Source organism: Phenylobacterium sp., assembly GCF_046290725.1.
Taxonomy (GTDB): Bacteria; Pseudomonadota; Alphaproteobacteria; order Caulobacterales; family Caulobacteraceae; genus Phenylobacterium.
Genome location: NZ_JBKBUH010000008.1, coordinates 1 through 15,464 on the forward strand (window position 1 = coordinate 1; position 15,464 = coordinate 15,464).

Genomic DNA, 15,464 nt, shown 5'->3' on the forward strand with positions numbered 1-15,464 from the left:
CGCCCGACTTCGCCAGCGTCATCGTGATCGCCGCCGTCAGCGTCGTCTTCCCATGGTCCACGTGACCAATCGTGCCGATGTTGCAATGCGGCTTCGTGCGTTCGAACTTTTCCTTGGCCATTTCAAGCTCCAGCCCTGTCCGGGCTTGTCCTCTAACTAGGGTTGGAAGGGGTTAGGCGTACTTCTTGATCACTTCGTCGGCCACATGCTGCGGCACAGTCTCGTAGTGGTCGAACAGCATGGTGAACTGGGCGCGGCCCTGCGACATGCCCCGGAGGGTGTTCACATAGCCGAACATGTTCGCCAGCGGGACGAAGGCGTTGATGACGGTGGCGTTGCCGCGCACGTCCTGGCCCTGGATCTGGCCGCGGCGGCCGTTCAGGTCGCCGATGACCGAGCCCAGGTACTCTTCCGGGGTCACGACCTCGACGGCCATGATCGGCTCGAGCAGCTTCGGGGCGCCCTTCTCGCGCAGTTCCTTGAAGGCCGCGCGCGAGGCGATTTCGAAGGCCAGGACCGAGGAGTCGACGTCGTGATAGGCGCCGTCCACCAGGGTGGCCTTGAAGTCGATCAGCGGAAAGCCCGCCAGCAGGCCGTTGTCCTTGGCGGACTCCAGGCCCTTCTGGACGCCGGGGACGTATTCCTTCGGCACCGCGCCGCCGACGATGGCGCTTTCGAACACGAAGCCCGAACCCGGTTCGCCCGGCTCGAACACCAGCTTGACGCGGGCGAACTGGCCCGTGCCGCCGGTCTGCTTCTTGTGCGTGTAGTCGATCTCGGCCCGCTTACCCAGGCTCTCGCGATAGGCCACCTGCGGCGCGCCGATATTGGCCTCGACCTTGTAGGTGCGCTTCAGGATGTCGATCTTGATGTCCAGGTGCAGTTCGCCCATGCCCTTCAGGATCGTCTGGCCGGACTCGTGGTCGGTCGAGACGGTGAAGGACGGGTCTTCGGCGGCCAGCTTGGCCAGGGCGACGCCCAGCTTCTCCTGGTCAGCCTTGGACTTGGGTTCCACGGCGATCTCGATCACCGGGGCCGGGAACTCCATGCGCTCCAGGATCACGGGCGACTTGTTCGGATCGCAGAGCGTGTCGCCCGTGCGGGTTTCCTTCAGGCCGGCCAGGGCGACGATGTCGCCGGCATAGGCTTCCTTGATGTCCTCGCGGTTGTTCGAGTGCATCAGCAGCATGCGGCCGACCCGCTCGCGCTTGTCACGCGTCGAGTTCATCAGGCCCATGCCGGTCTCGAGCTTGCCCGAATAGATGCGGCAGAAGGTGAGCGAGCCCACGAACGGGTCGTCCATGATCTTGAACGCCAGGACCGAGAGCGGCTCGTCGTCGGAGGCCTTGCGCTCCACCGGCTCTTCGGTCTTGAAGTCGATGCCTTGGGTCGGCGGGATGTCCACCGGCGAGGGCAGATAGTCCACGACCGCGTCAAGCAGGGGCTGCACGCCCTTGTTCTTGAAAGCCGAGCCGCAGAGGATCGGATAGAAGGCGCCGGTCAGCACGGCCTTGCGGATGCACTTCTTGATGGTCTCTTCCGAGGGCTCCTCGCCGCCCAGATAGGCTTCCATCGCGTCGTCATCGAGCTCGACGGCGTTTTCGATCAGGTAGTGGCGCAGCTCGTCGGCCTTGGCCTTGAGGTCGGCCGGGATCTCTTCGTCCCAGTACTTGGCGCCCAGGCCGTCGTTGTCCCACAGCACCGCCTTCATGCGGACCAGGTCCACCAGGCCGCGCAGGTTGGATTCCGAACCGATCGGGAATTGGATCGGCACGGCCTTGGCGCCCAGGCGGTCGCGGATGGATTCCACCGACTTGTCGAAGTCGGCGCCGATCTTGTCCATCTTGTTGACGAACACGATCCGCGGAACCTTGTACTTGTCGGCCTGACGCCAGACGGTCTCGGTCTGCGGCTCAACGCCGGCGTTGCCGTCCAGCACGGTGACCGCGCCGTCGAGGACGCGCAGCGAGCGCTCCACCTCGATGGTGAAGTCCACGTGCCCGGGCGTGTCGATGATGTTCAGGCGCTTGCCGTTCCAGAAGGCGGTCGTCGCGGCCGACGTGATGGTGATGCCGCGCTCCTGCTCCTGCTCCATCCAGTCCATGGTGGCCGCGCCGTCATGAACTTCGCCGATCTTATGGCTCTTGCCGGTGTAGTAGAGGATCCGCTCCGTCGTCGTCGTCTTGCCCGCGTCGATGTGGGCCATGATTCCGAAGTTGCGGTAGTCTTCGATTTTGTGCGTACGGGGCATAGCGGAAGCTCTGCTGAAAGAGGCGTTCGGGAGTGCTGAACGAACGGCGCGGGCGGTTTAGCTCAAACCGCCCGCGCCGGGAAGCGATGGATTGGCGGACCTTACCAGCGGTAGTGCGAGAAGGCCCGGTTGGCTTCGGCCATCTTGTGGGTGTCTTCGCGCTTCTTGACGGCGGAGCCGCGGTTGGAAGCCGCGTCCAGCAGTTCGCCAGCCAGCTTGTCGGTCATGGTGTTCTCGCCGCGCTTGCGGGCGGCGGTCACCAGCCAGCGGATGGCCAGGGCTTTGCGGCGGTCGGGGCGGACCTCGACCGGCACCTGATAGGTGGCGCCGCCGACCCGGCGGGAACGCACCTCGATGGCCGGCGCGACGTTTTCCAGAGCGGCGTGGAAGGTTTCCAGCGGGGTCATGTCCTTCCGCTTGGCTTCCAGGATGTCGAAGGCGCCGTAGAGGATGTTCTCGGCGACGGCCTTTTTGCCTTCGTACATCACGTAGTTCATGAACTTCGTGACGGTGAGGTCCCCGAACTTCGGATCCGGCAGGACTTCACGTTTCTCAGCGCGACGGCGACGGGACATATCTGAATTCCTTACTTCGGACGCTTGGCGCCGTAGAGCGAACGGCGCTGCTTGCGGTCCTTGACCCCCTGGGTGTCGAGCACGCCGCGCAGGATGTGATAGCGAACGCCCGGAAGGTCCTTCACCCGGCCCCCGCGAATGAGCACCACCGAGTGCTCCTGCAGGTTATGGCCTTCGCCGGGGATGTAGCACACCGCTTCGATGCCGGTGGTCAGGCGCACCTTGGCGACCTTCCGAAGGGCCGAGTTCGGCTTCTTCGGCGTCGTCGTGTAGACGCGCGTGCAGACGCCGCGGCGCTGCGGGCAGCCCTTCAGGGCCGGCACCTTGTTCCGCGACGGCTTGTCATGCCGAGGCTTGCGGATGAGCTGGTTGATCGTAGGCATCTAATCTCTGCTCTGGAGGCGTGTGCCGTTTGGCCGAAGCGCCTCGATTGGGGTCCATGTTGTCTTAGGCTTCGAAACCCCCCGCTGAACGCAAAAACTCGCCGGCGCGCGCGCAATGCGCCCCGGCGGGCCTGGCCGTCCGTTGCGGGACAAACCGTTCATCGGGACTGGGGAAGAATCCCCGGCCTCGAAAGGAGCGCGGTTCATACTCGCGAAGGCGCCATCCGTCAACGCTCGTGAACTCAAGGCCTTTTCCCGCTGCGCGCCGCCTTCGTCGCGCCACGATTTCGCCGTTCGACGGGCCGAGCCTGACGGTCCAGCTTGCAATCGAGGGGCGCAGATGACGGGTGCGGACCGCCGCAGATGGACGCTTCTGACGGCGTCGCTCCTGCTGCACGCGGCCGTACTGGGCGCGCTCGCCCTGCGCAGCCCCCTGCTCCAGGCGCCGGCTGCGCCGGAGACGACGATCGAGGTGACGGTGGTTCCCCGGTTCATCCCGCCGGAGCGAACGGACATTCCCACCCGCGCGTCGCCGGCGCGGCCGCTGAACGTCCGCCGACTTCGGGAGTTGGACGAAGCCTCGCCGGTCGCGCCGCTCTACGCGCCCGAAAGCCGCGGTTCCGGCGGCGGCGGGGCGGGAACCTCGATCAGCCCAGCCCCCCTGCCCGCCTGGCAGGACCAGCTGCGCCAGGCCCTGAGGCGCGGCGCCGTCGGGTGCGCCAACGCCGAGGCCGTGCGCCTGACCAAGGCCGAGCGCGACGCCTGCGACGAGACGTTCGGCGCGGGCGCCAAGGATGCGCCCTTCATCGAGCCGCCGATGGCGCCCGACAAGCGGAGAGCCTTCGACGCGGCCGCCGCGCGCAAGGAAGCCTATCAGGAGTACAAGCGGGGCAATCTGCCCATCGGGACGGACCACCGCGACAGCGGGCCGGAGATGCGGGAGCTGCCGCCGATCTGGCCGCCCCCCCGCTGATTTCTCCGGTCAGGCGGCGATCACCTCGCCGGTGGAGTCCCGCTTCAGCGGCGCCTCCAGCGTCGCCCAGTCGATCATCCCGTCGTGCTGCAGGTTCTCGAACTCCAGAACGCCGAGTTCCTCGAACTTCGGCCGGATCTTTTCGGTGAGCAGGCCCACGCGCTTCAGGTTCGGGATCATCCGCTCGAACAGGAAGGTTCGGAAGGCCCGACCGCCCTGGGTGGCGTTGTTGATCTCCAGCGCCTCCTCCCGGGTGAAGCCGAACTCCTCGGCCACGGTGGTGGAAACGAGCCGGTTGCGCATGACCACGCAGGCCTCGTAGGCGAACTGCGCCCGCTCCTCGATCTCGTCCTCGGGCAGGGCGCGGATCCAGTCCTCCAGATAGTTCACGCCGAAGGCCACGTGCCGCCCCTCGTCGCGCATGACCAGACCGACGATGTCGCGCAGCAGGGGATCGCGGGTGGTCTGGTGGATGGTCTGGAAGGCCGCCAGCGCCAGGCCCTCGATGAGAATCTGCATGCCGATGAACTTCAGGTCCCAGCGCTCGTCGGTCAGCACCTTGTCGAGCAGGAATTTCAGGTTCGGATTGATCGGATAGATCATCCGGCACCGCTGCATCAGATAGCGGTGGAAGACCTCCACGTGCCGGGCCTCGTCGAAGGTCTGGGAGGCGGCGTAGAGCTTGGCGTCGTGCGTCGGCGCGCAGCTGACCAGCTGGGAGGCGACCATCAGGGCCCCCTGCTCCCCATGCAGGAATTGCGAAAGGGTCTGGGCGTTCGACCGCCGCTGGAAGTCCCGGCGCTGTTCCGGCGTCAGGGCCTGCCATTTCGGATGGGCGGCGAAGCCCTCCGGCTCCTCGTCGGCGTTGGCGCCCGCCGCCACCGGCGGCGGCTGGTTCCAGTCGACGTCCATCTCGACGTTCCAGTTGAACCGCTTGCCGAGCTCGTAGAGCCGTCGGATCTTGGCGTTCGCCGTGTCGTAGTCCCAGTTGTAGGACCCGGTCAGGGGCGTCTTGAAGATCTCGCGGATCACCTCGACATCGTGGTCCGTCAGGCGCTTGGCCAGCTCGTCGTCGTCGAATTCCTGGACGGCCTGGGGCGGCCCCTGCACGACCTGAACGTTCAGCATGATCTCGTCTCCCTTTCCCGGTCCTTCGCCGGATTGGGGAGGAGTATAAAGATGACGCCGGCGTCATCTTTGACATCGATCAACGAGCGGCCGAGTCCCGGTCAATCGAAGATGTCGAAGATGTCGAACTTCTTCTTCTTTTTGCGCCGGTAGTCGTCGTCGTCATCGTAGCGGTAGCGCTTGTGGGCGGCGTCATAGGGGTGGCTGCGCCGCCAGGCGTCCGGATCGCGATGGAAACTGTCCACCTCGCGGTCGAAGCGTTCCCGTGCGCGGGCGTCGGACTCGCTCGCTTCGCGGCTCGCGCCGAGGATCTTTTCGAGCTCTCCCCGATCCAGCCAGACGCCCCGGCAGCTGGGGCACATGTCGAGTTCGACGCCGGAACGGGCGACGTTCTGCATCGAGACGTTGCAGTTGGGGCAGAGCAGCAGGGGCACGAAAGATCCTCCTCGGGTTTTGGAGGATTTAGGCGCCCGCGCAGCAAATGAAAACGGTCCGGGAGTCGCCTCCCGGACCGTTTTTTCGCGCTCGACTTAGCAGCCGATCAGGTCTCGATGCGCTCGGCCTCCGCCGCGTCGGCGATGGCTTCCGGCAGCGGCTCCATGGCTTCTTCACGGCTCTGCGAGAGCGCCTCGTCGCGCTTGGCGGCGATGCGCTGCAGGTTGCGCAGGTAGGAGCCGGTGCCCGCCGGGATGAGCCGGCCGACGATCACGTTCTCCTTCAGGCCTTCGAGCGTGTCGCTCTTGCCCTGCACCGAAGCCTCGGTCAGCACGCGGGTGGTCTCCTGGAAGGAGGCCGCGGAGATGAAGCTGCGGGTCTGCAGGGACGCCTTGGTGATGCCGAGCAGCACCGGCTGGGTGAGGGCCTGACGACCGCCGCGGGCTTCCGCCTTGGCGTTCTCCTCGTCCACCTCGACCTTGTCGAGATGGTCGCCCCTGAGCAGGCCCGTGTCGCCGGGCTCCAGGATCTCGACCTTCTGCAGCATCTGCCGGACGATGGTCTCGATGTGCTTGTCGTTGATCGGCACGCCCTGCAGCCGGTAGACCTCCTGGATCTCATTGACCAGGAATTCGGCCAGCGCCTCGATGCCCTGGATGCGCAGGATGTCGTGCGGATCCGGGTTGCCGTCGATCAGGTACTCGCCCTTGCGGATGACGTCCCCGTCGTGGACGGCGATGTGCTTGCCCTTCGGGATCAGGAACTCGACCGCCTCGCCGCCGTCTTCCGGGGTGATCTTGATGCGGCGCTTGTTCTTGTAGTCCCGGCCGAACTCGACCCGGCCGTCCATCTCGGCGATGACCGCGCAGTCCTTCGGACGCCGGGCTTCGAAGAGCTCGGCCACCCGCGGCAGACCGCCGGTGATGTCGCGGGTCTTGGCGCTTTCGGTCGACATCCGGGCCAGCACCTCGCCGGGCTTCACCTCGTCGCCGTCGCCGACGGAGAGGATGGCGCCCACGGGCAGCAGGTAGCGGGCCTCGCCGCCGTTGGAGAGGCGCTTATAGGCGCCGCTCTCGTCCAGCACCGCCATGGCCGGACGCAGGTCCGAACCCTTGGTGGAGGCGCGCCAGTCGATGACCACGCGGTTGGAGATGCCGGTGGCCTCGTCGGCTTCCTCGCGGACCGAGACGTTCTCCACCAGGTCCTCGAACCGCACGCGACCGCCAACCTCGGTGATGATCGGCGTGGAGTACGGGTCCCAGTCGGCCAGGCGCTGGCCGCGCTTGACCTTGTCGCCATCCTTGACCTTCAGGCGCGCGCCGTAGGGCGGCTTGTAGGACTCGCGGTCCTTGCCGTCGACCTGCACGGTGACCTGCAGGTTGCGGCTCATGACCACCAGTTCGCCGTCCGGGGCGGTGACGGTGGCGCCGCCGGCGATCTTCACCACGCCCTCGTTGGCGCTTTCGAAGAAGGACTGCTCGGCCACCTGGGCGGTGCCGCCGATGTGGAAGGTCCGCATCGTCAGCTGGGTGCCCGGCTCGCCGATCGACTGGGCGGCGATGACGCCCACGGCCTCGCCGATGTTCACCGGGGTGCCGCGCGCCAGGTCGCGGCCGTAGCAGGCGCCGCAGACGCCGTTCTTGGCCTCGCAGGTCAGGACCGAGCGGACCTTCACGGCCTGGACGCCCGCGGCCTCCACCGTCTCGATCATGTTCTCGTCGAGATAGGTGTCGGCCGGAACGATGACCTCGCCGGTGCCCGGATCCTTGATGTCCTCGGCGGCGAACCGGCCGAGGATGCGCAGACCCAGCGAGACCAGCACGTCGCCGCCTTCGACCACGGCGCGCAGGGTGATGCCCCGGGTGGTGCCGCAGTCTTCCTCGGTGATGATGCAGTCCTGGGCGACGTCGACGAGACGGCGCGTCAGGTAGCCAGAGTTGGCGGTCTTCAGCGCGGTGTCGGCCAGGCCCTTACGGGCGCCGTGGGTGGAGTTGAAGTACTCCTGGACCGACAGGCCTTCCTTGAAGTTCGAGATGATCGGCGTCTCGATGATCTCGCCGGAGGGCTTGGCCATCAGGCCGCGCATGCCGCCGAGCTGCTTCATCTGGGCCTGCGAACCCCGGGCGCCGGAGTTGGCCATCATGAAGATCGAGTTGATCTCCTTCTCGCGGCCGTTCTCGTCCTTCTCGGCGGTGGAGATCTCCGCCATCATCTCGTCGGCGACGCGGTCGGTGGCCTTGGCCCAGGCGTCGACCACCTTGTTGTACTTCTCGCCCTTGGTGATCAGGCCATCGGCGTATTGCTGCTCGTACTCCTCGACCAGCTTGCGGGTCTCTTCGACGATCGGCTTCTTGCGCGCCGGGATGGTGATGTCGTCCTTGCCGAAGGAGATGCCGGCCTTGGCCGCTTCGCGGAAGCCCAGGCCCATGATCTGGTCGGCGAAGATCACCGTCGCCTTCTGACCGCAGTGGCGGTAGACGGCGTCGATCAGGTTGCCGATCTCCTTCTTGGTCAGGTTCTTCTCGAGCAGGCGATGGCCGATGGCCGGGTGCTTCGGGAAGAGCGCGACGATCTTCATCCGGCCCGGCGTGGTGTCGATCACCTTGCGCACCAGCTCGCCCTCGGCGTTCATCTCCGTATGGCGGGCCTTGATCTTGGTGTGCAGGGTCACGACGCCGGCGTCGAGCGCCGCATCGATCTCGCCCAGATCGGCGAACAGCTTGCCCTCGCCCGGCTCGCCGTCCTTGGCCAGCGACAGGTAGTAGAGGCCGAGCACGATATCCTGCGACGGCACGATGATCGGCCGGCCGTTGGCGGGCGACAGGATGTTGTTCGTCGACATCATCAGGACGCGCGCTTCCAGCTGGGCCTCGAGGCTCAGCGGGACGTGCACGGCCATCTGGTCGCCGTCAAAGTCGGCGTTGAAGGCGGCGCAGACCAGCGGGTGCAGCTGGATGGCCTTGCCTTCGATCAGCTTGGGCTCGAAGGCCTGGATGCCCAGGCGGTGCAGGGTCGGCGCCCGGTTCAGCAGGACCGGATGCTCGCGGATGACCTCGTCGAGGATGTCCCAGACCGCCGGCTGCTCACGCTCCACCATGCGCTTGGACTGCTTGACGGTGCCCGACAGGCCCTTGGCGTCCAACCGCGCATAGATGAACGGCTTGAACAGCTCGAGCGCCATCTTCTTGGGCAGGCCGCACTCGTGCAGCTTCAGCTCCGGGCCGACGACGATGACCGAACGGCCGGAATAGTCGACGCGCTTGCCTAGCAGGTTCTGGCGGAACCGGCCCTGCTTGCCCTTCAGCATGTCGGCCAGCGACTTCAGCGGACGCTTGTTGGCGCCGGTGATGACGCGGCCGCGACGGCCGTTGTCGAACAGGGCGTCGACGGCTTCCTGCAGCATCCGCTTTTCGTTGCGGATGATGATGTCCGGCGCGCGCAGCTCGATCAGGCGCTTCAGGCGGTTGTTCCGGTTGATGACCCGGCGGTAGAGGTCGTTCAGGTCGGAGGTGGCGAACCGGCCGCCGTCCAGCGGCACCAGCGGGCGCAGTTCCGGCGGGATCACCGGCACGACCGAGAGGATCATCCACTCGGGCTTGTTGCCGCTCTCGATGAAGCTCTCGATCAGCTTCAGACGCTTGGACGTCTTCTTGAGCTTCATTTCCGAGGTGGTGGTGACGAGCTCCTCGCGCAGCTTGTCGGCTTCCTTCGGCAGGTCGATGCCCTTCAGCAGGCCCTGGACCGCCTCGGCGCCGATCTCGGCGGTGAAGCTGTCGTCGCCGAACTCTTCCTGGTAGCGCAGGTAGTCGTCTTCCGAGAGCAGCTGATGCAGCTTCAGCGGCGTCAGGCCGGGCTCGGTGACGATGTAGTTCTCGAAATAGAGGACGCGCTCGATGTCCTTAAGCGCCATGTCCAGCATCATCGAGATGCGGCTGGGCAGCGACTTCAGGAACCAGATGTGGGCGACCGGCGAGGCCAGTTCGATATGGCCCATCCGCTCGCGGCGCACGCGGGCGAGGGTGACCTCGACGCCGCACTTCTCGCAGATGATGCCCTTGTACTTCATGCGCTTGTACTTGCCGCACAGGCACTCGTAGTCCTTGGTCGGACCGAAGATGCGGGCGCAGAACAGGCCGTCGCGTTCCGGCTTGAACGTCCGGTAGTTGATCGTCTCGGGCTTCTTGATCTCGCCGAACGACCACGAACGGATCTTCTCCGGCGAAGCCAGCGCGATGCGGATGCGGTCGAAGGTCGGGGCGGCCTGGACCGGGTTGAAGATATTCAGGACTTCCTGGTTCATCGATTTTCCAGTTCGTCAGCAATTCCAGAGGCGATGGGGAGAGGCTGACGGCCCCTCCCCTCGCGCTTAGCGGTGCGGCGGATTGCGGCCCTAGCCGTTCTCCAGCTCCACGTTCAGGCCCAGCGAGCGCATCTCCTTGACGAGCACGTTGAAGCTCTCGGGGATGCCGGCTTCGAAGGTGTCGTCGCCGCGGACGATCGACTCGTAGACCTTGGTCCGGCCAGCCACGTCGTCCGACTTCACCGTCAGCATCTCCTGCAGGGTGTAGGCGGCGCCGTAGGCTTCCAGCGCCCAGACCTCCATCTCCCCGAAGCGCTGGCCGCCGAACTGGGCCTTGCCGCCCAGCGGCTGCTGGGTGACCAGGCTGTAGGGGCCGATCGACCGGGCGTGGATCTTGTCGTCCACCAGGTGGTGCAGCTTCAGCATGTAGATGTAGCCGACCGTGACCGGACGCTTGAACTTCTCGCCGGTCTGGCCGTCATAGAGCTGCACCTGGCCCGAGCGCTCGAGACCGGCCTTTTCCAGCAGGTCCTCGATGTCGTCGATGTGGGCGCCGTCGAACACCGGGGTGGCGAACGGGATGCCCTTCGACAGGTTGCGGGCCAGCTCCACCAGCTCTTCATCGGTATCCGGAAGCTCCACGTCGGGCCCGTAGGCGTCACGCAGATGCTCGATCAGCGCCTGGCGCTGGCCGCCGTTCTGCCAGGCCTCCAGCATTTCGGCGACCTGCTTGCCCAGCCCCGCCGCGGCCCAGCCGAGGTGGGTCTCGAAGATCTGGCCGACGTTCATCCGCGAAGGCACGCCCAGCGGGTTCAGCACGATGTCGACCGAGGTGCCGTCTTCCAGATAGGGCATGTCCTCGATCGGCAGGATCTTGGAGATGACGCCCTTGTTGCCGTGACGGCCGGCCATCTTGTCGCCCGGCTGCAGCTTGCGCTTCACCGCCACGAACACCTTGACCATCTTCATCACGCCGGGGGGCAGCTCGTCGCCGCGCTGCAGCTTGTCGACCTTGTCCTCGAAGCGGCGATCGAGACGCTTGCGGGCCTCGTCGAACTGGCGGCGCAGGGCCTCCAGCTCGCCCATGGCCTTCTCGTCGTCGAGCGCGATCTGCCACCACAGGCCGGGCGCGATCTCCTCCAGCTTGTCGGTCGTGATCTCGCCGCGGCCCAGGCCCTTGGGCCCGGAGACGGCGACCTTGCCGACCAGCAGCTGGCGCAGGCGCGCGGTCATGTTGCGGTTCAGGATCGCGAACTCGTCGTCGCGGTCCTTGCCCAGGCGGTCGATCTCGGCGCGTTCGATCGCCAGAGCACGCTCGTCCTTGTCGACGCCGTGACGGTTGAAGACCCGCACTTCCACCACCGTGCCAGCCACGCCGGGCGGCAGGCGCAGGGAGGTGTCGCGCACGTCCGAGGCCTTTTCGCCGAAGATGGCGCGCAGCAGCTTCTCTTCCGGCGTCATGGGCGACTCACCTTTCGGCGTCACCTTGCCGACCAGGATGTCGCCCGGCAGGACCTCGGCGCCGATCGCCACGATGCCCGCTTCGTCGAGGTTGCGCAGGGCTTCCTCGCCGACGTTGGGGATGTCGCGGGTGATCTCTTCCGGGCCGAGCTTGGTGTCGCGGGCCATGACCTCGAACTCCTCGATGTGGATCGAGGTGAAGACGTCGTCGCGCACGATGCGCTCGGAGATCAGGATCGAGTCTTCGAAGTTGTAGCCGTTCCACGGCATGAAGGCGACGAGGGTGTTCCGGCCCAGGGCCAGTTCGCCCAGGTCCGTGGACGGCCCGTCGGCCACCACGTCGCCCGCCGCCACCCGGTCGCCCACGCGGACCAGCGGGCGCTGGTTGATGCAGGTCGAGGTGTTGGAGCGCTGGAACTTCTGCAGACGGTAGATGTCGACGCCCGGCTTGGTGGGGTCGGTCTCTTCCGTGGCGCGGACGACGATACGCGTGCCGTCGATCTGCTCCACCACACCGGCCCGGCGCGCCACCACGACGGCGCCGGAGTCGATCGCCACGACGCTTTCCATGCCGGTGCCGACCAGGGGCGCATCCGTCTGGATCAGCGGCACGGCCTGCTTCTGCATGTTCGAGCCCATCAGGGCGCGGTTGGCGTCGTCATTCTCGAGGAACGGGATCAGCGAGGCGGCGACCGAAACGACCTGCTTAGGCGACACGTCCATCAGGTCGACGTCGGCCTTCGGCAGCAGGCTGGGCTCGCCATTGATCCGGCCGGGGACCAGGTCCTCGACGATCTCGCCGGCCTCGAGCTTGATGTTGGCCTGGGCGATGACGTGCTTGGCCTCTTCCATGGCCGACATGTAGACCACCTCGTCGGTGGTCTTGCCGTCCTTGATCCGCCGGTAGGGGCTTTCGATGAAGCCGTATTTGTTGACCACCGCATGGGTGGCCAGCGAGTTGATCAGGCCGATGTTCGGGCCTTCCGGCGTCTCGATCGGGCAGATCCGGCCGTAGTGGGTCGGGTGCACGTCGCGCACCTCGAAGCCGGCCCGCTCGCGGGTCAGGCCGCCCGGGCCGAGGGCCGACAGGCGCCGCTTGTGGGTGATCTCCGACAGCGGGTTGGTCTGATCCATGAACTGCGAGAGCTGCGAGGAGCCGAAGAACTCCCGCACGGCCGCGGCCGCCGGCTTCGCGTTGATCAGGTCGTGCGGCATGACCGTGTCGATGTCGACCGAGCTCATGCGCTCCTTGATCGCCCGCTCCATGCGCAGCAGGCCGACGCGGTACTGGTTCTCAAGCAGCTCGCCCACCGACCGGACCCGACGGTTGCCCAGGTTGTCGATGTCGTCGATCTCGCCGCGACCGTCGCGCAGGCCGACCAGGGTCTTCAGCACCGCCAGCACGTCGTCCTTGCGCAGCACGCGCACGTCGTCGGGGCAGTCGAGCTCCAGGCGCATGTTCATCTTCACCCGGCCGACCGAGGAAAGGTCGTAGCGCTCGGCGTCGAAGAACAGCGACTTGAACATGGCTTCCGCCGCCTCGACGGTCGGCGGCTCGCCCGGGCGCATCACGCGGTAGATGTCGAACAGGGCGTCTTCGCGGGCGGTGTTCTTGTCCACCCGCAGCGTGTTGCGGATGTAGGCGCCCATGGTCATCTCGTCGACGTCGAGCACGTCGAGGGTGGAGAAGCCCTGCTCCTCCAGCGCGGCCAGCAGGGTCGGATCCAGCTCGTCGCCGGCCTCGGCGTAGATCTCGCCGGTCTCGAAGTTGACGAGGTCGCGGGCCAGGTAGCGGCCGGTCAGGGCCTCGGGCGCCAGCAGCAGAGTCTTGAGGCCGGCGTCGGCGAACTTCTTGGCGTTGCGGGCGGAGATCTTCTGGCCGGCCGGCGCCACTTCCTCGCCGGTGTCGGCGTCGATCAGCGGGAATTCCGGCTTCGCCCCGCGCCAGCGCTCGGGCTTGTAGGGGGTGGCCCAGCCGATCGCGCCGCTCTTGTCGGTGCGCTTCTCGAACGAGACGGCGTCGTAGAAGGTGGAGAGGATCTCCTCCCCGTCCATGCCCAGCGCCATCAGGAAGGTGGTGGCGGGCAGCTTCCGGCGGCGGTCGATACGGACATAGACGATGTCCTTGGCGTCGAACTCGAAGTCGAGCCACGAGCCGCGGTAGGGGATGACGCGGGCGGCGAACAGCAGCTTGCCCGAGGCGTGGGTCTTGCCCTTGTCGTGGTCGAAGAAGACGCCCGGCGAGCGGTGCATCTGGGAGACGATGACACGCTGGGTCCCGTTGACGATGAAGGTGCCCTTCTCCGTCATGAGCGGGATGTCGCCCATATAGACGTCCTGCTCCTTGATGTCCTTCACGGAGCGGGCGCCGGTCTCTTCATCGGTCTCGAAGACGATCAGGCGCAGCTTGACCTTCAGCGGGGCTGCGAAGGTCATGTCGCGCTGGACGCACTCCTCCACGTCGTACTTCGGGTCCTCGAACTCGTAGGAGACGTATTCCAGGACCGCGCGCTCGTTGAAGTCCTTGATCGGGAAGACGGACTTGAAGACCGCCTCGATCCCCTCGTCCCGACGCTCGCCGGCGCGGACTTCGCGCTGCAGGAACTGTTCGTAGGAGGAGCGCTGAACCTCGATCAGGTTCGGCATCTGCACGGCTTCGGGGATGCGGCCGAACGACTTCCGGATCCGCTTCTTACCGGTGAAGGACTGGGCCATATTGTTCCCTTGAGAGACGAACGGCATGGAGTCCGCGCGTCTGGTCATCTATCCTGCGTCCACCCTCGAACTCCCGGACGGGAGTCGGACGCTGGAATGCCCCTGTATCGCCAGGGGCGCTCCCTCGCATGGCCGGAGGGCGGCGGGCCATGCCTCGGAGCGTACGCGCGCTGAATCGCGTCGAAACGAATCGTGATTTCGCGAAAGACGCGAGATAGGCCTTTTGGGCCCCCAAGGGAAGCCCTTCGCCAAAGAAATTTGCAGCCGGCGGCGCGCAAATCGGCAAGCTCCTCAGCGCGCCCCGCCTGGAATGGCTCGGATCCCGAGTGTCTACGTCAACCCACGGGCGCGAAACCCTTGCGGCGTAAGGCTTGTTCCCTCCGAACTGGGAAAATCCGCTCCCCAACTCCCAACTTGGCAGCAGCCGAGCCGAACCAGTGCTAACGCTTTGATATTTTGGTCTTTTTTAGGGATCGCGCCTAGACTTTGAGTCGTTCGCCCATTTGGGGGTGCGTTCGAAAGGTTGCGAGATGGCGGTCAGTTCGGAGTTCGAAAAGCAGCTGCAAGGCTATGGCCTGACCACGGCGGAGATCCTCTACCGGATGCCCGATCATCCCTCCCTGCTGCAGAGCTACATCTGGCAGGAATACGATCTCTTCCCGCAGTTCCCGAACCTGAGGAAGTTCCTCGACTTCTGGAGCCACAAGCTCGACGGCGTCCTGCACACCGTCACCGTGGCGCACCGGGAGCTGATCAAGCCGGCCGAGTTCAAGATGGCCTCGGCGCAGTTCAAGCTGCACTGACTCAAAAATGGAACGGGCCCGGCGATCGCTCGCCGGGCCCGCTGAAGTGACGCGAGAACCGCGCCGCCCCCGTCCTTCCTCGAGGAGGGACGGTTTCAAGAAGTTGGAGCGCGACGGGCGCCGGAACCGGTGTCCACTTCCGGCTGTCGCGCTCTGGCTTACTTGATCTGGACGGTGGCGCCGGCTTCCTCGAGCTTCTTCTTGATCTCTTCGGCTTCTTGCTTGGAGATGTTTTCCTTGACGTTCTGAGGAGCGCCTTCGACGAGGTCCTTGGCTTCCTTCAGGCCGAGGTCCGGACGGACGCCGCGAACTTCCTTGATCACGTTGATCTTCTTGTCGCCGCCGGCGGTCAGCACGACGGTGAACTCGGTCTGCTCTTCAGCGGCCTCGGGGGGGGGGGGGGGGGAAAAGGAGGGGGGGGGGGGGGAGGAAAAAGGAGA

General features: G+C 65.9%; 11 protein-coding genes. 2 read left to right on the forward strand and 9 right to left on the reverse strand.

Going from position 1 to position 15,464, the window contains the following annotated elements:
* The 4 genes from ACK41C_RS20605 to rpsL form a co-directional block, all read right to left on the reverse strand.
* Positions 1-121: GTP-binding protein (locus tag ACK41C_RS20605; RefSeq protein WP_236849606.1), on the reverse strand; the 121-nt coding region annotated here is incomplete at its 3' end.
* Positions 122-172: 51 nt separating this feature from the next.
* On the reverse strand, positions 173-2,251 hold the full coding sequence (gene fusA, locus ACK41C_RS20610; RefSeq protein ID WP_409658586.1) for an elongation factor G: 2,079 nt from the start codon (positions 2,249-2,251) through the stop codon (positions 173-175).
* A gap of 101 nt (positions 2,252-2,352) precedes the next feature.
* Positions 2,353-2,826 carry a 30S ribosomal protein S7 gene (rpsG, locus tag ACK41C_RS20615; RefSeq protein ID WP_409658589.1) on the reverse strand — a complete coding sequence of 158 codons (474 nt, stop codon included), beginning with the start codon at positions 2,824-2,826 and terminating at the stop codon, positions 2,353-2,355.
* A gap of 11 nt (positions 2,827-2,837) precedes the next feature.
* Complete coding sequence (gene rpsL, locus ACK41C_RS20620; RefSeq protein ID WP_409658592.1) at positions 2,838-3,209, reverse strand: 30S ribosomal protein S12; 372 nt, start codon at positions 3,207-3,209, stop codon at positions 2,838-2,840.
* Between the two features lie 340 nt (positions 3,210-3,549).
* Between rpsL and ACK41C_RS20625 the strand changes: the two genes are divergently transcribed.
* Positions 3,550-4,182, forward strand: coding sequence for a hypothetical protein (locus ACK41C_RS20625; RefSeq protein WP_409658595.1), 633 nt, complete (start codon positions 3,550-3,552; stop codon positions 4,180-4,182).
* A gap of 9 nt (positions 4,183-4,191) precedes the next feature.
* Here the strand turns inward: ACK41C_RS20625 and ACK41C_RS20630 are convergent, their stop codons facing one another.
* From ACK41C_RS20630 to rpoB, 4 genes are all read right to left on the reverse strand, one after another.
* Positions 4,192-5,310: a ferritin-like domain-containing protein gene (locus ACK41C_RS20630; RefSeq protein WP_409658598.1), complete on the reverse strand. Its 1,119-nt coding sequence runs from the start codon at positions 5,308-5,310 to the stop codon at positions 4,192-4,194.
* 101 nt (positions 5,311-5,411) lie between these two features.
* On the reverse strand, positions 5,412-5,744 hold the full coding sequence (locus tag ACK41C_RS20635; protein WP_409658601.1) for a zf-TFIIB domain-containing protein: 333 nt from the start codon (positions 5,742-5,744) through the stop codon (positions 5,412-5,414).
* A gap of 107 nt (positions 5,745-5,851) precedes the next feature.
* Positions 5,852-10,045 carry a DNA-directed RNA polymerase subunit beta' gene (gene rpoC, locus ACK41C_RS20640; RefSeq protein ID WP_409658604.1) on the reverse strand — a complete coding sequence of 1,398 codons (4,194 nt, stop codon included), beginning with the start codon at positions 10,043-10,045 and terminating at the stop codon, positions 5,852-5,854.
* Between the two features lie 90 nt (positions 10,046-10,135).
* Positions 10,136-14,221, reverse strand: coding sequence for a DNA-directed RNA polymerase subunit beta (gene rpoB / locus ACK41C_RS20645; RefSeq protein WP_409658655.1), 4,086 nt, complete (start codon positions 14,219-14,221; stop codon positions 10,136-10,138).
* Between the two features lie 530 nt (positions 14,222-14,751).
* On the opposite strand from rpoB, the gene ACK41C_RS20650 reads away from it, so the two are divergent.
* Positions 14,752-15,024 (forward strand): usg protein, encoded by a 273-nt coding sequence (locus ACK41C_RS20650; protein ID WP_409658607.1) that lies wholly within the window; start codon positions 14,752-14,754, stop codon positions 15,022-15,024.
* A gap of 158 nt (positions 15,025-15,182) precedes the next feature.
* Here the strand turns inward: ACK41C_RS20650 and rplL are convergent.
* Positions 15,183-15,464: 50S ribosomal protein L7/L12 (gene rplL / locus ACK41C_RS20655; RefSeq protein WP_409658610.1), on the reverse strand; the 282-nt coding region annotated here is incomplete at its 5' end.